Here is an 18,552-nt window from a genome sequence, read left to right on the forward strand (position 1 = left end):
GGTGGCGCAGTTCCGTTACAAGGCGGTCAACGACGCCGGCGAGACGCTGCAGGGTCAGATGGAAGCGGCCAGCGTCGAGGAAGTGATCGGCCGTCTGCAGGATCAGGGCCATACGCCACTGGAAGCGCGACCGGCCGATGGCGCGGCCGGCGGCAGCGGTCTGGCGGCGTTGTTCAAGCGTGGTCCGTTCACTGGCGATCAGCTGGCCCAGTTCACCCATCAGCTGGCGACCCTGCTCGGCGCCGGCCAGCCGCTGGATCGTGCGCTCAGCATCCTGCTCGACCTGCCCGAGAGCGAGAGCGCGAAGAAGCTGATCGAGCGCGTGCGCGACCGCGTGCGCGGCGGCAACACCTTGTCCTCGGCGCTGGACGAGGAGCACGGTGTATTCCCCAAGCTGTACGTCAGCCTGGTGCGCGCCGGCGAGGCGGGCGGTTCGCTGGAAGAAACCCTGCGCCGGCTTGCCGATTATCTGGAGCGCGCGCAGGCGATGCGCGGCAGCATCGTCAATGCGCTGATCTATCCCGCGTTCCTGATGGTCGGTGTACTCGGTTCGCTGGTGCTGCTGCTGGCTTACGTGGTGCCGCAGTTCGTGCCGATCTTCGAAGATATGCAGGTGCCGATCCCGTGGATCACCCAGGCCGTGCTGGTGCTCGGCAACACGCTGCAGGCGTGGTGGTGGCTGATCCTGCTGCTGCTCGGTGGCGGCGTGTTCGCCTGGCGCGCGCATCTGCGCGATCCGGCCGCGCGGCTGGCCTGGCACACCAAACTTCTGAGTCTGCGCCTGATCGGCCCGCTGTTGCTGAAGGTGGAAACCGCGCGGATCGCGCGCACGCTCGGCACCTTGCTGAAGAACGGGGTGCCACTGCTGAGCGCGCTGACCATCGCGCGCCAGGTCACCGGCAATCTCGCGCTGGATACGGCATTGAGCGCGGCGCATGAACAGGTCAAGGGCGGCGCCGGGCTCAGCCTCGCGCTGGGGCAGTCGAAACTGTTCCCGCGACTGGCGATGCAGATGGTGCAGGTCGGCGAGGAAGCCGGCCAGCTCGACACCATGCTGCTGAAAGTGGCCGACACGTTTGAACTTGAGTCCAAACGTGCGATCGATCGTTTACTGGCGGCGCTGGTGCCGGCGCTGACCATCGTGATGACGGTGATGGTGGCGATCATCATGGCCGCGATCCTGCTGCCGCTGCTCAGCCTGACCAGCAATATTCAATAGCCATTCCATTCGCAGATTCGAGGTGATACCCATGCAGTACAGGCAACCACGACGCATCGGCTTGAACGCCGGTTTCACCCTGCTCGAAATGCTCGCGGTGATCGTGCTGATCGGCATCATCGGCGCGGTGGTGGTGACCCAGGTCGGCAAGAACGTCGACAAGGGCAAGTACGGCGCAGGCAAGGCGCAGCTGACGACGCTGAGCCAGAAGATCGAGAACTACGCACTCGACAACGGCTCGCCGCCGCAGCAACTGGATGCGCTGGTGGTGAAGCCGGCCAGCGCGCCGAACTGGCAGGGGCCATACGCGAAGGAGTCCGAACTGAAGGATCCGTGGGGCCACGCGTTCGGCTACCAGTATCCGGGCCAGAACGGCAGCTTCGACCTGGTCTTCTACGGCCAGGACGGCAAACCCGGCGGCGACGGTTACAGCAAGGACGTGGGTAACTGGCAGTAAGCATGAAGGCCGCGCGCGCCCACGGATTCACCTTGCTGGAAATGCTGGCGGTGATCCTGTTGATCGGCATTGCCGCGGCGGCGGTGTCGATCTCGGTGACGCAAGGCCTGGCCAGTGCGCGCGTGCGTGCGGCCAGCAGCGAGCTGGCCGGCGCATTGCGGGCGACCCGCGCGCAGGCGATCGTGCGCGGGCAGGAGCAGAGCTTCGATGTGGACACCCGCGCCAACAGCTATAGCAACGTGAAGCAGCAGGATGTGCACCTGCCGAAGGGCCTGCACGTGAGCATCACCAGCGCGAAGGAGGATCAGCCGAACGACCATACTGGACGCATACGCTTCTTCCCTGACGGCAGTTCCACCGGTGGACGTATCACCTTGCAGAGCGGCAAGCGCCAGTGGCATGTCAACGTGTCGTGGCTGACCGGCGAAGTGCGCGTGGTCGATACGGTGGCGGCGCGATGATCCGCTCGCATGCAGGATCGCAGCGGGGCTTCAGCCTGCTCGAGGTGATTGCCGCGATCATGCTGCTGGCGATCGCGTTCACCGCGTTGATGAAAGTGGCCGGTGCATCGATCAGCCTGACCCACAACGCGGCCGAACACAGCGGGGCCGCGATGCGGGCGCGCAGCCTGCTCGACAGCGCGTTCGTGGGTGAACCGATCAAGCCGGGCAGCAGCTCGGGAAAATTCGACCAGCAGTACCGCTGGCAGCTCAACGTGACGCCATGGAATCAGTCCGGCAACGCGGCACCGGATGCACCACTGCATCTCTATCAGCTGGATCTGGAGGTGCTGTGGGGGCCGTTGGCGCACCCGCGTTCGGCGCATTTCCGCACCCTGCGGCTGGGCGGGCCAGACGTGGTCAACAACCCGCAGGCCGGGCGATGAAACACGCTGGCGGCTTCACCCTGCTCGAAGTGCTCGCCTCGCTGGTGCTGCTGGCGCTGCTGCTGGTCGGCGTGTATTCGGGCATCCGCACCGCCACCCATAGCGTGCGTTCGGGTACCGCCGCGATCGAACGGATCGACCAGATCCGTTCCGCCCAGCAGTTCCTGCAGCGTGAGCTGGCGCAGAGTCTGGCCCAGCCGATCAGCCATACCGATCAGGGCGAGCCGATCTATTTCAGCGGCAGCGCGCGCGAGATGCGCTATGTCGCGCCGCTGCCCGGCTATCTCGGCAAGCTCGGACCGCAATTGCAGCGCCTGCAACTGGTCGACGACGGCCACGACGGGCTGCGGCTGGAGTTGAGCCTGGCCTTGCTGCCGCCAGACGGACGGCCGCCGCAGCCACTGGGCGAGCCGCAGGTGCTGCTCGATCACATCAGGGACGGCAGTTTCAGTTATCGCGGTGTCGATGGTCAGGGCGCCGCGCTGCCGTGGGCTGCCGCATGGGCAGATGGGCGGCGGCTGCCGCAACTGGTGCGGATCAAGTTGCAGTCGCAGGGCAACGTCGACTGGCCGCAACTTGACGTGCCGCTGCGGGTCAATCCGGTACAGACCAGCTTGTTGCCACGAATGGGCCTGCGTGGCGGGAGCATCCGATGAGACGTCAGCCATTGCCGCGACGTGCCGATCAGCGCGGGGTCGCCCTGCTGCTGGTGCTGTGGGCGTGCACGCTGCTGGCGATCCTGCTCGGCGGTTACGCGGCGCTGGCGCGCACCGAAGGCCTGCAGGCGCGCTATCAGTTTGCGCAGACCCAGGCGCACTACGCTGCCGAGGCCGGCCTGATGCGTGCCATCTACGGCCTGCAGAATCCGGTGGCGAAGCAACGCTGGATCGGCGATGGCCGGGTTTACTCGTTCAAGTACGACAACGCCACGGTCACGCTGTCGGCGATCGACGAGGGCGGCAAGGTCGACCTCAACGCCGCCTCGCCGGAGGTACTGCGGGGTCTGTTCCGTGCCACCGGGATGAAACCGGCCGAGGCGCAGGCGCTGGCCGATCATGTGGTGGACTGGCGCAATCCGGTCGATCTCGAGGGAGCTGGCGACAGCCAGCGCGCTGTCTATGCGGCTGCCGGGCGCGACTACGGCCCGCGCAACGGGCCATTCGCCAGCATCGAGGAGTTGCAGATGGTGCTGGGGATGACGCCGGCGCTGTACCGGCAGGTGCTGCCGGTGGTGACGATCTGGTCAGGCAGCGCGAGCCCGGATCCGAACATTGCCCCGCCGCTGGCGTTGGCCGCGATCCCGGGGATGACGCCGCCGCAGCAGAATGCGATCCAGGCCGCACGCCTGAAGAACGCGAACGATCCGAGTCTGGTTCTCAACAACGGAACGACGCATAGTATCCGGTCGGAGGCTGCGCTGGCCGACGGCACGCGCGCAATCCTGCGCGCAACGATTCGCCTGCAGGCGGGGCAGGCGCAACCGTATGCAGTGCTGCGCTGGCAGGAGGGGGAGGCGGAATGAGTACGGCAACGCAGTCGTTGCGGCCGTGGGCGGATCGCGTACGCCGCCGCTGGCGTGCTTCGCCGCTGCCGGTGTTCCTGGCATGGTGGGGCGGCGAGCTGCGCCATCTGCTGCCGCTGCGCTGGCGTGGCTGGTTCGGCAGTGGTGCGGACTGGCATCTGCTGCAGCACGCCGGGGCGCAATGGACCTTGCGCCGCAGTGGCCAGGGCGAGCTGCTGGCGAGCTGGGATGACGGCACCGATGGCACGGGCGGCGATGCGCGCGCGCAACCGGCTGTACTGGACGCTGCGTTGCGCAACGTGGATCGCGAGGATCGGCGCCTGGCACTGCTGTTGCCATCCGCCCTCGTGTTGCGGCGAACCCTGGCGTTGCCGCTGGCTGCCCGCGACAACTTGCTGCAGGTCGTCGCCTTCGAGATGGATCGGCAGACGCCATTCACCGTGGCGCAGGTGTATTACGCCGTGCGCGAGCTCGCTACCCCGGCCACCGCCGGCCGTTTCCATGCGGAACTGGTGGCGGTCACGCGCGGTACGCTGGATCCGTTGCTGGCCCGCCTGCGCACGCAAGGCGTCCCGATCGATGCGGTCGATGTGGCCGTTGGCAACGATCGCCTCGGCGTCAATCTGCTGCCGGCCGAACAAATGCCGCGTCGCGCGCGGCCGCGCCGGCGCCTGAACCTGGCGCTGGCCACCGCATGCGTGGCGCTTCTGCTGCTCGTGCTGGGTGAGTGGCTGCACAACCGGCAGGCAGCACTCACCCAGATGCAGGCTGAGGTGGAGAGCCTGCGTGGCGAGGCGCAGCAGGTAGCTTCGTTGCGTCAGCAGCTGCAGGACAACGCCGGCGCCGCCGGTTTCCTGGCCCAGCGCAAGAAGAACACTGTCAGCATGCTCAGCCTCCTGCAGGAGGCCACCACGCGCTTGCCGGACAGTGCGTGGCTGGAGCGTTTCAGCGTCGACAACACCGGCCAGATCGGCTTTCAGGGACAGAGCCAGCAGGCAGCGAAACTGCTCGACACGCTGAAGGATTCCGCGTTGATCACCGACGCCAGTTTCCAGGGCAGCATCCAGCCCGACCCGACCACCGGCAAGGAGCGCTTTTACCTGACCGCGCGGGTGAATCAGCCGAAGGTCGGCAAGTCGACGTCGGCGACGACGGGCATTGGGGGCGCGCCATGAAGATGACTGCACTCAATGCCCGCGACAGTCGCATCGCGGCGATCGGGTTGCTGTTGTTGGCGCTGCTGCTGGCCTACGTCGTGCTGCTGCACTGGTGGTTCGTGGCGCCGCTGCAGCAGATCCGCAGCGAGATGGCCGACCTGCGCGACACGCACAGCCGCTATGCCGCCGCGATCGCCGAGAAGCCGACGTTGCAGAAGCGCATCGCTGCGCTGGGTGCCGGCCAGGCCGCCAGCAGCGCGTTCCTCGCCGCGGATGACCCGAACACCGCGGCGGCCGACCTGATGCAACGCGTAGTCGATGTAGTGGGTAGCAACACTGCGCGCGGCAGCTGCGTGGTGAGCCAGAAGATGCCGTTGCCGAACCCGCCGGCCAGCGCCGGCGAGCCGTATCGCAAGGCGGCGGTGAGCATCAGCCTGAGCTGCGACATCGAACCGCTGGCGGCGGTGCTGCAGGCGCTGGAGCAAGGCACGCCGTATCTGTTCATCGACGATCTCAGCATCTACCGCAACCCGGTGGCCGCGCAGCAGGATCACGCCGCGCCGCTGGAAGTGCAGTTCACCTTGTCCGGCTATGTGCGGCCGGCCCGCGGTGCGCCGGCACCCGCCAGCCGGTCGACCGATGACGCGGGAGCCGTGCCGTGAACGCCGCCAACCAACGCCAGCTGACACCGATCCTGGTGGCGATCGCCGTGCTGTTGGGCGCCGCGCTGTTGCTGTTGCTCAGTGGCGTCGGTCGCGGTGCACGGTGGGACGCGCCGCGATCGCTGGCGCCGCTGCCGCCGGCTGGTAGTGCCGCCAGCCTGCCGCAGCCGTTGCCGCTGCAGCAGTTTGCGCTGGTCTGGCAAAAGCCGTTGTTCAGCCCCGACCGCAAACCGGTGGCGCATGCTGCCAACGGTGGCAGCAGCCTCGGCGATCTCGAACTGACCGGCATCATTCTCACGCCGGGCTTGCGCATGGCCCTGCTGCACGACAAGAACGGCGACAGGCAGGTGCGCCTGCACGAAGGTGAATCACTGCCCGACGGCAGCGTCACGCTGGTCGAAGTGCACCCGCGTTCGGCCCTGTTCGACTCGTCCGCGGGGCGCACCGAACTCAAGTTGCCGGCGGGTGCCGCGATCGACGAGCGCAAGCCCGACGCCGCGGCGAATCCGGACCGGCAAGGCGCCGATGCCGACGCGCTCATGCGCGTGGTGCCGGGTGGTGCCGGAACGGGCCGGCCGGACGACCGTTCCGGCAACGGCCGCGGCATCATGTCGCCGCCGATGGGCACGCCAGCGCAGCGTCCGACGCCGGATCATCCAGCCGAATCGGCAGCCGACCGGCTGCGCATGAACATCCAGAAACGTCGGGCCGCCCGCGCCGCCGCGGCCCACGAAGGAGTACGTTGATCCATGTCCCGCACGCTCACCCAGCAAGTCCTGCGCAGCGCCGCACTCGCCATTGCCGTGGGCATGGCCGGCTGCGCCAGCCTGCCGCAGCCGCATGACAACGGTGCACTGCAACGCGAGGCCATGGCCGGCACGCACGATCCGGTGCCGGCCCCACTGCCGTTGAACAACGACATCACCAGCGGCGGTGAAGCCGCCGCGAAAGCGGAGGTCAGCCATGGCAGCGGCCAGTTCATCCGGCCCGGCGCACTGAGCACGCCACGCCCGGCAGCGACGGGCGACGGCGCGGTGACGTTCAACTTCGAGAACCAGCCGGTGCAGGCGGTGGTCAAGGCTATCCTCGGCGACCTGCTCAAGCAGAACTACACGATCGTGCCGGGCGTGCAGGGCAATATCTCGTTCTCCACCTCCGAGCCGGTCGATTCGAGTCAGGCGCTGCCGATCCTGGAGACCCTGCTGTCGTGGACGCACAACGCACTGGTCCGGCGTAACGGCGGCTATGTGGTGATGCCGGAAAAGGACGCGGTGGCCGGCAACCTGGTGCCCAGCCTCGGCGCCACGTCGCCGAAGGGTGGCCTGCAGGCGCGGCTGTTTCCGCTGCGCTACATCTCGGCCACCGAGATGCAGAAGCTGATCAAGCCGTTCGCGCGGCCGGACTCGACCTTGCTGGTGGACCCGGCGCGCAACCTGCTGGTGATGTCCGGCACGCCGGACGAACTGGCCAACTACCAGAGCATGGTGCGCACGTTCGACGTCGACTGGCTGCGCGGCATGTCGGTGGGCGTATTCAACCTGCAGTACGCGAATGTCGGCGAGCTGATGCCGAAGCTGGACGGCATGTTCGGCGTGCACGGCGACACGCCGCTGGCCGGCATGCTGCGCTTCATCCCGATCGAGCGCACCAACGCGCTGGTGGTGATCAGCACCCAGCCGGAATACCTGCAGGAGGTCGGCGACTGGATCGCCCGCATCGATCGCGGCGGCGGCAACGAGCCACAACTGTTTGTCTATGACGTGCGCAACATCAAGGCGTCGGATCTGGCCAAGTATCTGGCGCAGATCTATGCCAACGGTGCTGGCGGCGGCGACAGCGGTGGTCAGGTCGGACCGGGCCTGAGCAGCGGAACTCTGGGCAGCGCGGACAACGCCAACGGTGCCGGCAGCATGGGCAGCACCGCGGGCAGCTTCGGCAGTTCGGCCGGCTCGACCAACAGCGGCGGATTGAATGGCACCTCCGGCAGTTCGGGCCTCAACAGCGGTTCCGGCAGCCGCGACGGCAGTGGAACCAGCAGTGGCACGACCGGTGGCCTGGGTGGCACCTCATCCGGCCTGGGCAATGGCAGCATGGGCGGCAACGGTGCCAGTGCGGCGAACGACCAGCAGTACAGCTCCAGCGACGGCAGCGTGCGGATCAGTTCGGTTGACGGCAGCAATCAGCTGCTGGTGCGCGCGCGTCCGTCGCAGTGGGAGGAGATCAAGGCGGCGATCCACAAGCTCGACAACGTGCCGCTGCAGGTGCAGATCGAGACGCGCATCCTGGAGGTCAGCCTCACCGGCGAATTCCAGTTCGGCGTGCAGTGGTACCTGGAAGGGTTGACCGGCAGCACCACCACCACCGACAGCAGCGGCAACAGCGCGCTCGTGCCGGGCCAGCCGTACCGGCATCGGCAGGTTGGCCTGGGCCAGGGCGGCAACGCGTTCGGCGGCGAGCCGTTCTTCTATTCCTTCCTCAACAGCAATCTGCAGGTCGCCGTGCGCGCGATGGAGACCAGCGGCAATACCAAGACGCTGTCGTCGCCGTCGATGGTGGTGATGAACAACCAGCTGGCGCACATCCAGGTCGGCGACCGCATCCCGGTCAACCAGACCAGCGTCAACACCGGCATCGGCAACACCACCAGCTTCAGCCAGGTCGAGTACATCGACACCGGTGTGATCCTCAACGTGCAGCCGCGGATCAATCCCGGCGGCCTGGTCTACATGAACATCAGCCAGCAGGTCAGCCAGCCGAACAACTCGGTACCGCTGGTCAATGGCAACCGGACCATCTCCAAGCGCGAGCTGGCGACCCAGGTGGCGGTGCAGAGCGGCCAGACGGTGTTGCTGGGCGGCCTGATCCAGCAGGCCGAAGGCAATACCGACACCGGCATTCCCGGCCTCAACCGGGTGCCGATCCTGGGCCGGCTGTTCGGCAGCACCAATCACAACCGCAACCGCACCGAGCTGATCGTGCTGATCACGCCGCGGGTGATCCGCGGCGGCGAGGATGCCAGGCAGATCACCGACGACTACCAGAGCAAGTTCGAGTCGCTGGCACCGCTGCGCGCCACCGCGGCCGGCGCCAGCACCGCACCGGCCGTCATCGCGCCGTTGCCGGCCGCGGCACCGGCGCCGGGCTGGCCCGAGCAGCTGCAGCAGCATGCCGAGACGGCGCTGCAGCAATCCGATTACGCCACCGCGCAGGATCTGGCGATGCAGTCGTGGAAGCAGGGCTCGCGTCACGGCAACCTGTGCGAACGCAACTGGCAGGTGATCATCGAGGCGCGCAAGCACAGCAACCGGCTGGGTGGCGTCGACGCCGCACGCAAGCAGCAAGCCGAGTGTCTGCGCTCGACGTCATCGCAATGACCGAGGCGGTGCAAGCGTCGGGCTGAATGAGTTGGCCAGGGTTCGCCGCGGGTCGCCTGCACAGGCTGTCCGTGGCAGCCGTTATCATCGGCGAGGATGACTGCATCCACGCCTGTTTTTCCGATCACGCCGCTGCTGTCGCAGATCTGCGATTCGCTCGCCGCACACCCGCGACTGGTACTGGAGGCGCCACCCGGCGCCGGCAAGACCACCCAGGTGCCGCTGGCCCTGCTCGATGCCGCCTGGCTGGCGGGGCAGAAGATCGTGATGCTGGAGCCGCGCCGGATCGCCGCGCGCGCCGCCGCACAATTCATGGCGCAGCAGCTCGGCGAAACCGTTGGCGAAACGGTCGGCTATCGCATCCGCTTCGAATCGAAGGTGAGCGCGGCAACCCGGATCGAGGTAGTCACCGAGGGCATCTTGACCCGGCTGATCCAGCACGATCCGGAGCTGGCCGGCATCGGCGCGATCGTGTTCGACGAATTCCACGAGCGGCATCTGGCAGGCGACCTCGGAGTCGCCCTTGCGCTGGACGTGCAAGCCACCTTGCGACCGGAACTGCGCCTGCTGGTGATGTCGGCCACGCTGGATGGCGAGCGCGTCGCGCAATGGCTGGATGCGCCACGCATCTCCAGCCCCGGCCGCAGTTTCCCGGTGCGCATCGAGCATCCGCCCGCGCGCGCGCAGGAAAGCATCGAGCACCATGTGGCGCGCATGGCGCGACAGGCGCTGGAAGAAAACGACGGCGACGTGCTGGCGTTCCTGCCTGGCCGTCGCGAAATCGCGCGCACGCAGGCGGCGCTGGCGCAGACACTCCCCTCTCCCATCGGGAGAGGGGTTGGGGGAGAGGGTACGGGCGGAGCGTGGCACCTAGCTCCGCCCGTACCCTCATCCGCCCCTGTCGGGGCACCTTCTCACCCGCAAGGGGACTCCCTTTGGGTCGCCGGAGGGAGAAGGGACGGCATGTCGATCGAAATCGTCGCCTTGCACGGCGAACTCTCGCTGGCCGAACAGCAGGCTGCGCTGGCGCCGGCTGAAGCGGGTACTCGAAGGATCGTGCTGGCGACCAACGTGGCCGAATCCAGCATCACCTTGCCGGGCATCCGCGCGGTGATCGATGCAGGCCTCGCACGCGAGCCGCGCTTCGATCCGAACTCCGGCTTCACCCGGCTGGAGACGGTCAGCATCTCGCAGGCTTCGGCCGACCAGCGAGCCGGCCGCGCCGGTCGTGTGGCGGCGGGCGCGGCATATCGACTATGGCCGCAGAGCAAGCGGCTGGAGTCGGCACGCAAGGCCGAGATCACCCAGGCCGAACTGTCATCACTGGCGCTGGAGTTGGCGGCCTGGGGCGTGCCGGCAGATGGCACTGCCGCCATGCGCTGGCTGGAGCCGCCACCGGCCGGCGCGCTGGCGCAGGCGCGCGAACTGCTGATCCGGCTCGCGGCCCTGGACGCCGACGGCCGCATCACCGCGCTGGGCCGCCGGATGCTGGAGCTGGGCGCCAGCCCGCGGCTGGCCGCGGCGGCTTTGCGTGCACCGATTGAACTGCGCGCGCTGATCGCCGACCTGCTGGCGCTGATGGAAGCGCGCTCGCCGCTGCGTGGCGAACAGGCGCGCAGCGACGATTTCCGCGTGCGGCTGGCCGCGCTGCACGCCTGGCGCGATCGCCGCGGTGCAACCACGCGGGGCGAGGTGGACACCGGCGCACTGGCCGCGATCGAGCAGGTCAGCAAGGGTTGGCGCAGACGTCTGGACGTCCGTACCGCAGCCAGCGGGGTGCCGGACAGTCACCGCGTGGGCGAACTGCTGCTGCATGCGTTTCCCGATCGCGTGGCACGTCGCGACGACAGCAACCCGCTGCGCTACACGCTGGCCAACGGCCGCGGCGCGCGGCTGCACGAAAACACCGCCCTGCATGGCGAACCATGGCTGGTCGCGCTGGACCTGCGCTATGACACCCGCGACAGTCTGATCCTGGCGGCGGCACCGCTCGATCCGCGCGTGCTGGAACGCGACTACCCTGCGCAGTTCACGCGCGAACGCACACTGCGCTGGAACGACGACCGCGCCGCGGCCGAGGCATTCGAAGAGCGGCGCTTCGGCGCGATCGTGCTGGAACGTCGCAGCGTGCCGGTGCAGCCGCAGGATGCGCTCCCAGCCTTGCTGAGCGCTGTGCGCACCAAGGGTATCGATGTGTTGCCCTGGAGCGACCAGACGCGGCGGTTGCGCGCGCGCATGCTGGCCTTGCGCGCGTGGATGCCGGAGCTGGGCCTGGTTGATGTGTCCGATGCGGCACTGCTGGCCACCCTGGACGACTGGCTGGCGCCCTACCTGGATGGCAAGCATCGGCTGGATGCGTTGAAACCGGAGGAGCTGTCGCAGGCGTTGGCGGCGCGACTCGATCACGAGCAGCGCCGCGTGCTGGACGCGCAGGCGCCGGAAAGCCTCATCGTACCAAGCGGTCAGTCACGACGACTCGAATACCCCGATGGCGAACCACCGGTGCTGGCGGTCAAGCTGCAGGAGTTGTTCGGTCTCGCCGACACCCCGCGTGTCGGCGGCGGGCGCATCCCGGTCACCCTGCACCTGTTGTCGCCGGCGGGTCGGCCGATCCAGGTAACCCAGGACCTGAAGGGTTTCTGGGAGCGCACGTATCCGGAAGTGAGAAAGGAATTGAAGGGGCGCTACCCGCGCCATCCATGGCCGGACGATCCATGGACCGCCACGCCCACGCACCGGGCCAGGCCGCGTCCGCGGCATTGATCCGTGCCGCGTGGCCCGGCCTGATCGGAAGCCCCACGTCACGCCTGCCATACCCGCCGCGTGTTTGTGTACCCTTGGCTGCAACGGCGTCGCGCGGTGGTTCCCTTGCCAGAGAAACAGGATTTCAATAATCCCCTTGCTGCGACGGCGGAGCGGCACAACGAGATCGATTCCGCGATTCCGGCGTCTCCGCGGCGCCACCTGGCGGCATATCTGTGGAGCCTGCTGGCGCTGTTGGTGGGACTCGCGGTGACACTGGTCGTCCACGACCAGCAGGAGCAGCGCCACAAAGCCGAAAGGACCTTTGTCCGCAATGAACTGGCCAACAAGAGCTATGCGGCCCTGCAGGCGAAGTTGCATTCGGCCGAGGCGCTGCTGCGTGCCGTGCAGACCCTTTTTCTCGCCTCGGATGAAGTCACCGCGGCAGAGTTCGGCAGCTTCTACCTCAACATGCGCCCGCGCGAACAATTTCCCAGCCTGCTTGCGCTGGCCTATGCGCAACGCGAGGTGTGGCCCGACGGCGAACATTACATAACCCGCTGGGTTGACCCGCTGCCGGGGAACGAGGCGGTGGCTGGGCTCGACGTCGGTGCGCAGCCACGCAACCTGGCGGGCCTGCTCGCCTCGCGTGACAGCGACCGGGTCACCTTGTCGGCCCCGTTCCACCCGGTGCAGCAGGCCATGTCCAGCGCGCCGGACGACGGCATCACGATGCGGCTGCCCATCTTCAGTTCGGGCCGCCCGCCACAAACAGTCAACGAGCGGCGTGAGCGCATGCGCGGTTCGATCGCGATGTCGTTTCGGGTGAGCCACCTGATCGGCGATGCACTCCCGGATCGACTGACCCGCGAACTGCATCTGAAGATCACCGACGCCACCGATCCGGGCGCGCAGCTGCTATTCGATTCGCAGCCGGGTCTGGCTGCCCCGGCGAGCGGATATCGCTTCGAACGCCGGCTGGTGTATGGCGGCCGCGCGTGGGACATCGTGATGCAGCCGCTCGACTCCGGTGCGGCGCCGATCGAATGGAGCCGGTCTGCCTTGCCCGCCGGCCTGCTGGTGAGCGTGCTGCTGGCGATGCTGGTTTTTTCCGTCGTCAGCACGCGCCAGCGGGCACTCGATCTGGGCTGGCAGATGAGTCGTCGTTACCGCGAGAGCGAGGAACGCTTTCGCGCGCTGAACGACCTGCTGCCGGTGCTGGTGCTGCTGGCCGAGGTTGAGAGCGGGCGGATCACCTACGCAAACCAGGCGGCGCGCGATCGTCTCGGTGGACGTGTGGACGAACGGGACATGCCCGACCTGTTCGAGGATCGGAATCTGCGCACGCGATTACGTGGCCCGGATACCCGCGGCTGCGGCCGGCTCGAGGCGCAGTTGCGCCTTGGCGAGGGGGCCAGCTTCTGGGCCAGTGTGGCGATCTCGCGGATCGTGCTGAGCGGCCACGACAAGCTGCTGATGGTGGCCAACGACATCAGCGAGCAGCGCCAGCTCACCGAGTTGCTGAGCCACCAGGCCAGCCATGACGCCTTGACCGAGCTGTACAACCGGCGCGAGTTCGAGCGTCGGCTGCAGGCCGCGCTGGCGTTGACCGATAGCGCCACGCCGCCCGCGGTCCTGCTGTACCTCGATCTCGATCAGTTCAAGCTGATCAATGACACGTCCGGCCATCTGGCCGGCGATCAGTTGCTGGCACAGCTGGCCATCGTCATGCGCAAGCAACTGGGTGGCACCGATGTGCTGGCGCGGCTCGGCGGTGACGAATTCGGCGTTCTGGTTGCCGATGTGGCCGACCGCGCCGACGCCGAACAGATCGCCGAACGCATGCGCCGGTGCATCGACGGCTATGTGTTCATCTGGGAGCAGCGCAGCTACACCATCAGCGCCAGCATTGGCGGCGTGATGATCGATCGCCCGGACATTCTGGTGAAGGATCTGCTTACGCATGCCGATACCGCCTGTTACATGGCCAAGGAAATGGGTCGTAACCGGGTGCATTTCTACTCCGAGCGCGACGACGAAACCGTGCGGCGGCACGGCGAGATGGAGTGGGCCAACCGGCTGCGCTGGGCGGTCGACGAACATCGCCTGGTGCTGATGTATCAAGAGATCTGGCCGTTGCCGCTGGTGGCCGGTGGCGAGCCCGACATCGAGGTACTGCTGCGCTTTCGCGACGAGTCCGGCCAGCTGGTGGTGCCGGGCGTGTTCATGCCGGCGGCCGAGCGCTACGGCTTGATGCCGGTAGTCGATCGCTGGGTGGTCCAAACCACGCTGGCCCACTTCGACCGGCTGCATCCGGCCGGTGCCGGCCTGCACATGGTGGCGATCAACCTTTCCGGCGCCAGTGTCGAGGATGAGGCGCTGGCGGGGCTGATCGTCGGCTGGCTGCAGCAATATAAGGTTGAGCCGTCGAGGGTCTGTTTCGAGATCACCGAGACCGTGGCAGTGCGCAACCTGTCCCACGTCGTGCGTTTCATGGAGCAATTGCGTACGGCGGGCTGTCGCATTGCGCTGGACGATTTCGGTGCCGGCATGTCCTCGTTCACCTATTTGAAGAACCTTCCGCTGGACATCATAAAGATCGACGGCAGCTTCGTGCGCGACATGCTCACCGATCCGGTCAGCCATTTGATGGTCAAGGCCGTTACCGACATTGGCCACCGACTCGGCCTTGAGGTGGTCGCCGAATGGGTGACCGACATGGAGACCGTGCAGGCGCTGATGTTGCTTGGGGTCAATCGCGTGCAGGGCTTCAGCCTGCACCATCCCGAGTTGGCCGCGTTCCAGCGCGATTGAAAGTGTCGCGAGCAGTGACCAGTCATGGTGTCGGTGCATGCTGTCGCGAATGCTTCGCCGCCTGACGAAGCGTGCGCGCGTCGGCTTGACTAGACTGCGCGCATGGACGATGCCGCGCCCCTCAATCGATATCAGCTGGCCGAGCTGGGCAGCCTGCTGGCCGAACCAGCGCGTGCGGCGATGCTGCTGGCGCTGGTCGACGGCACGGCCCGGCCGGCCGGTGAGCTGGCCCATGCCGCCGGCATCACGCCGGCCACCGCCAGCGCGCATCTGCGCCGATTGCTCGATGGCGGCCTGCTGGCCGCGTACGCGCAGGGTCGCCATCGCTACTATCGGCTGGCCGATGAACGGGTCGCGGCGATGCTGGAGTCGCTCTCGCTGGCGCGTGCAACCGCGCCGCGTGCGTGGCCGACCAAGGCCGATGCGCAACTGCGGCGGGCGCGTTGCTGCTATCGGCATCTGGCCGGAGCGCTCGGCGTTGCATTCTGCGCCACGCTGCTGCGGCGCGACTGGTTGCAGACCGGATCGCGCGGCCTTTTCCTGCGGCCCGATGGCGCAGCGGCACTGACCGCCAGCGGGCTGGAACTGACCGATGTGCCGTCGCTGTATGGCCGCAGCTGTCTGGACTGGACCGAGCGTCGCATGCATCTGGGTGGCCCGCTCGGGGTGATGCTGACCACGGCGATGCTGCGGGCCGGCTGGTTGCGCCCGCTGCCGCATGGCCGCGCCCTGCAACCCGGCGCCGGTGGCTTGCGCCAGCTGGGTATCCTGGGTGTGCCGCTCGATTGACGTTGTGGGCAGGCGTGCGGAAGCACCATCAGACGGGTGACTTGCGTGCTTGGGGATCACAGGTATGTGGACGTCCAGACGTCCAGATGCAGAAAGGCCCGGTCGTTGCCGACCGGGCCTTGGGCTCCTGCAGAATGGCCGGTGCGCTTCCATGCGCGCCGGTGCTGCGACGGCGCGGCTTACGGCGTGTAGCTGCCGGTCAGCGTGACACCGGTGTAACCGCTATAGGCACGCACCATGATGTAGTAGGTGCCGGCCGTGGACGGCGAGATGTTGCAGGTTTCGCTGTTGCCGGCCACGTACGGGCGGCAGTCGTAGCTGCTGGTGGTCGGCGCCGAACCGCGCTTCACATACATGTCGGCATCACCGGTACCGCCGGAGATCGCGAACTTGAGGCTGGTGGCGCCGGACGGCACAACCATCGTGTAGTTCACGGCGTTGCCGGTGGTTGCGTGCAAACCGGTGACCGGCGTGCCGTTCTGCAACACGCTGCCACCACCCGTGCCACCGGTGCTCCAGGTTGCCTTGACGCTGACACCGGAGAACGCGGCATAGCCGTTCAACATGACGTAGTAGGTGCCGGCCTGCGGCGAGGCGACGCTGCAGCTCTCGTTGTTGCCGGTGACGTACGGACGGCAGTCATAGCTGGTCAGCGTCGGTGCTGAGCCGAACTTGGTGTAGAGATCCGCGTCGCCCGTACCGCCGGACTCGGAGATCACCAGGTTGCTGGCGCCGGCCGGGATCACCACCGTGTAGGCGAGCTGGGCACCGGTCGCGGCAGCCTGGCCGGTCAGGGCCACGCCGTTCTGCAGCACGTTGCCGCCACCGCCGCCGCCGGAGACCGTCACCGATGCCGTCTTGGTGTTGGTCGCGCCGCTGTTGTCGGTGACCGTCAGCGAAACGCTGTAGGTGCCGGAAGCGGCGTAGGTGTGGCTCGGGCTGGTGGTGGTGGAGGTGCTGCCGTCGCCGAAGTTCCACGAGCGCGAGGCGATCGTGCCGTCGCTGTCGCTGGAGCTGTCGGTGAAGCTCACCACCAGACCATTGACCGTGTCGCTGAAGTTCGCGACCGGCGGCACGTTGCCGGTGCCGCCACCACCGATGTCGGCGGCCACCGAGGCGAGCTTGAAGCTGCCGAAGCCGGTGGCGAGATCCCAGCCGACCGTGGCGGTCTCACCGCCGTTGTTGCCGGTGGTGACGTCGTGGTAATCCGCGGCGGTCAGGGTCTGGTACAGGTACGGTGCGGCAAAGCCGAGCGTCGGGTGGGTGGCCAGCAGGCGCGCCCAGGCGCCGGCGAACAGCGGGGCGGCCAGGCTGGTGCCGCCGTACTGGGCGATGGCGCCGTTGAGGATGATCTTCGAGCCGCTGTTCGGATCGGCATCGAACGCGATATCGGGCACGCCACGGAAGTTGCCGGAGAGCACGCCGGCCTGCCAGGTCGGCTTGGGTTCGAACTTGCTGATGCTGCCGCCGCCACCGCTCCAGACGGACTCGCTGGTGTAGGTGGTGGTCGAGGCGTTCAGCGTCGTACCACCCACGGCCACCACGTACGGCGAGCTGGCCGGGTCGCTCGGGGTGGTGCCGCCATCACCGCACTCGTCGGCACCGGAGTCACCGGTGGAAACCGAGAAGGTCTGTCCCTGCGCAATCGCCTGCTGGAAGATCTGGTCGTCCGCGGCGGCCGAGCCATCCTGCTGCGCCGAGGTTTCGCACTCGCCCAGCGAGACGTTGATGATCTTGGTCGCATTGGCCGACACGATCGTGTTGAAGTCGGCCGTGAGGTCGGCGTTGGACAGGGTGGGAATGTTGTAGAAAATGATCTTGCCGACCTGGCCACCGGCCATGCCGACGACGTCCTGGCTGTCCAGGTTCCACTCGCCCACGCCGCTGGCGTCGGTGCTGGTGCCATTGGTGTTGACCGTCTGGGTGGTTACCGTGGCCAGGCCATTCTGCGAGGTGAACGTGTTCAGGTCGGTGATCGTCTGGGTGATCTTGCCCTGGGTGACGATACCCACGGTGACGCCAGCCGCGGTGGGCAGGCCACTGCCGCCATAGATCGACGAGAACTCGGTCGGGTTATGCCCGGTAACCGCCTGCGTGGTGTAACCCGCTTGTACGGGTTTGGCGAAAGTGTGCGCCTGGTGCACGCTCTGCAGGCCGATCACCGACAGCACGCTGTCCTGCAGCGCGGCCGGAATCTGCACGCTGCCGTTGTTCATGAAGGCCGTACGACCTTCGCGGGTCTTGACCCGGGCGAACGTGGTCTTGAACGTCGCCTGCGCGGTATCCGCACGACCGTCCGCCGAGACCATCAGGCGATTGGGCGCGATGCTGACGTTGGTGAAGCCGGCCGAGGTCAGCCAGGCCGCCACCTTGTTGGCCTGATCGGAGGTCGGCGAATACGCGCTGACGAACTGTTCGGTCGACATCTTGTGCTGCACCATCGACAGCGTCGAGGTCTTGGCGGTGGTCAGGAAGGTATGCAGCTGGTCCGGATTGCGCAGCTTGAGTGCAACCTCGATATGGATCGGCTGCGAGGTTGCCAGCGCGCCGCTGACAACATCACCCTGGCGCAGCGGGGTGGCGTGCGGGGTCAGCACGACGAAGGCATTGCTGCTGATCACGCTGCCGGTCGTAGTGGCGCTGACCGACATGGCGGCGGTCATGCCGATGGCGGCGACCAGTAACTTGAGACGAAAATGGCTTGGCATTTGGAACTCCCAAAGTTTTTTCGAGGCGAACGAAGCCGCTGAGACCGCGTGGACCTCATGGAATCAGTGCCGTGGACACCACGGCACTGGCAGTTTTCTGGATTGCCCGGCGATCCCGTGCGTACGGCGGCCGATCCTCCCCCATGCATCCGTAAGGGCGGCGCGCAGTTTTTTTCGCACTCAAGCCAACGTCGAGGTGAATGGATTGAATGGCATGACGTT

14 protein-coding genes are annotated in these 18,552 nt (G+C 67.1%); 13 read left to right on the forward strand and 1 reads right to left on the reverse strand.

Annotated elements, in window-relative coordinates:
• Position 1 precedes the first annotated feature (1 nt).
• The 13 genes from gspF to EAH75_RS17545 all read left to right on the forward strand — a co-directional run bounded on the left by gspF (position 2) and on the right by EAH75_RS17545 (position 15,622).
• Positions 2-1,219: a type II secretion system inner membrane protein GspF gene (gene gspF, locus EAH75_RS17485; RefSeq protein WP_140806368.1), complete on the forward strand. Its 1,218-nt coding sequence runs from the start codon at positions 2-4 to the stop codon at positions 1,217-1,219.
• Between the two features lie 31 nt (positions 1,220-1,250).
• Positions 1,251-1,676, forward strand: coding sequence for a type II secretion system major pseudopilin GspG (gspG, locus tag EAH75_RS17490; protein ID WP_140653762.1), 426 nt, complete (start codon positions 1,251-1,253; stop codon positions 1,674-1,676).
• Between the two features lie 2 nt (positions 1,677-1,678).
• On the forward strand, positions 1,679-2,137 hold the full coding sequence (locus tag EAH75_RS17495) for a GspH/FimT family pseudopilin (protein WP_140653764.1): 459 nt from the start codon (positions 1,679-1,681) through the stop codon (positions 2,135-2,137).
• Positions 2,134-2,562: a type IV pilus modification PilV family protein gene (locus EAH75_RS17500; protein WP_140653766.1), complete on the forward strand. Its 429-nt coding sequence runs from the start codon at positions 2,134-2,136 to the stop codon at positions 2,560-2,562. The genes EAH75_RS17495 and EAH75_RS17500 overlap by 4 nt, the downstream gene beginning before the upstream one ends.
• Positions 2,559-3,218 carry a prepilin-type N-terminal cleavage/methylation domain-containing protein gene (locus tag EAH75_RS17505; RefSeq protein ID WP_140806370.1) on the forward strand — a complete coding sequence of 220 codons (660 nt, stop codon included), beginning with the start codon at positions 2,559-2,561 and terminating at the stop codon, positions 3,216-3,218. The genes EAH75_RS17500 and EAH75_RS17505 overlap by 4 nt, the downstream gene beginning before the upstream one ends.
• Positions 3,215-4,084, forward strand: coding sequence for a general secretion pathway protein GspK (locus EAH75_RS17510; protein ID WP_140653770.1), 870 nt, complete (start codon positions 3,215-3,217; stop codon positions 4,082-4,084). Before EAH75_RS17505 ends, EAH75_RS17510 begins: the two co-directional genes overlap by 4 nt.
• Complete coding sequence (locus EAH75_RS17515; protein ID WP_140653772.1) at positions 4,081-5,259, forward strand: PilN domain-containing protein; 1,179 nt, start codon at positions 4,081-4,083, stop codon at positions 5,257-5,259. The genes EAH75_RS17510 and EAH75_RS17515 overlap by 4 nt, the downstream gene beginning before the upstream one ends.
• Positions 5,256-5,903, forward strand: a complete 648-nt coding sequence (gene gspM / locus EAH75_RS17520; protein ID WP_140653773.1) for a type II secretion system protein GspM — start codon at positions 5,256-5,258, stop codon at positions 5,901-5,903. The genes EAH75_RS17515 and gspM overlap by 4 nt, the downstream gene beginning before the upstream one ends.
• Complete coding sequence (locus EAH75_RS17525; protein WP_140806371.1) at positions 5,900-6,649, forward strand: general secretion pathway protein GspN; 750 nt, start codon at positions 5,900-5,902, stop codon at positions 6,647-6,649. Before gspM ends, EAH75_RS17525 begins: the two co-directional genes overlap by 4 nt.
• Before the next feature lie 3 nt (positions 6,650-6,652).
• Positions 6,653-9,277 carry a type II secretion system secretin GspD gene (gene gspD, locus EAH75_RS17530; protein WP_140806372.1) on the forward strand — a complete coding sequence of 875 codons (2,625 nt, stop codon included), beginning with the start codon at positions 6,653-6,655 and terminating at the stop codon, positions 9,275-9,277.
• A gap of 96 nt (positions 9,278-9,373) precedes the next feature.
• Entirely contained in the window at positions 9,374-12,040 is a 2,667-nt protein-coding gene (hrpB, locus tag EAH75_RS17535; protein WP_140806373.1) for an ATP-dependent helicase HrpB, read from the forward strand.
• 222 nt (positions 12,041-12,262) lie between these two features.
• Positions 12,263-14,833: a bifunctional diguanylate cyclase/phosphodiesterase gene (locus tag EAH75_RS17540; RefSeq protein ID WP_428993523.1), complete on the forward strand. Its 2,571-nt coding sequence runs from the start codon at positions 12,263-12,265 to the stop codon at positions 14,831-14,833.
• 102 nt (positions 14,834-14,935) lie between these two features.
• Entirely contained in the window at positions 14,936-15,622 is a 687-nt protein-coding gene (locus EAH75_RS17545) for an ArsR/SmtB family transcription factor (protein ID WP_140653783.1), read from the forward strand.
• 179 nt (positions 15,623-15,801) lie between these two features.
• Here the strand turns inward: EAH75_RS17545 and EAH75_RS17550 are convergent, their stop codons facing one another.
• The gene (locus tag EAH75_RS17550; RefSeq protein ID WP_140806377.1) at positions 15,802-18,330 is read right to left on the reverse strand and encodes a pre-peptidase C-terminal domain-containing protein; all 2,529 of its coding nucleotides are present in this window, start codon (positions 18,328-18,330) and stop codon (positions 15,802-15,804) included.
• Between the last annotated feature and the right edge of the window lie 222 nt (positions 18,331-18,552).

The sequence above is a fragment of the Rhodanobacter glycinis genome, from assembly GCF_006438785.1.
Lineage (GTDB): Bacteria > Pseudomonadota > Gammaproteobacteria > Xanthomonadales > Rhodanobacteraceae > Rhodanobacter > Rhodanobacter glycinis_A.

Coding starts and splice junctions, on each gene's coding strand:
- EAH75_RS17510 (WP_140653770.1), top strand. CDS start 3,215: ATGAGACGTCAGCCATTGCCGCGACGTGCCGATCAGCGCGGGGTCGCC.
- gspM (WP_140653773.1), top strand. CDS start 5,256: ATGAAGATGACTGCACTCAATGCCCGCGACAGTCGCATCGCGGCGATC.
- gspG (WP_140653762.1), top strand. CDS start 1,251: ATGCAGTACAGGCAACCACGACGCATCGGCTTGAACGCCGGTTTCACC.
- EAH75_RS17505 (WP_140806370.1), top strand. CDS start 2,559: ATGAAACACGCTGGCGGCTTCACCCTGCTCGAAGTGCTCGCCTCGCTG.
- gspD (WP_140806372.1), top strand. CDS start 6,653: ATGTCCCGCACGCTCACCCAGCAAGTCCTGCGCAGCGCCGCACTCGCC.
- EAH75_RS17550 (WP_140806377.1), bottom strand. CDS start 18,330: ATGCCAAGCCATTTTCGTCTCAAGTTACTGGTCGCCGCCATCGGCATG.
- EAH75_RS17500 (WP_140653766.1), top strand. CDS start 2,134: ATGATCCGCTCGCATGCAGGATCGCAGCGGGGCTTCAGCCTGCTCGAG.
- EAH75_RS17495 (WP_140653764.1), top strand. CDS start 1,679: ATGAAGGCCGCGCGCGCCCACGGATTCACCTTGCTGGAAATGCTGGCG.
- hrpB (WP_140806373.1), top strand. CDS start 9,374: ATGACTGCATCCACGCCTGTTTTTCCGATCACGCCGCTGCTGTCGCAG.
- EAH75_RS17515 (WP_140653772.1), top strand. CDS start 4,081: ATGAGTACGGCAACGCAGTCGTTGCGGCCGTGGGCGGATCGCGTACGC.
- EAH75_RS17545 (WP_140653783.1), top strand. CDS start 14,936: ATGGACGATGCCGCGCCCCTCAATCGATATCAGCTGGCCGAGCTGGGC.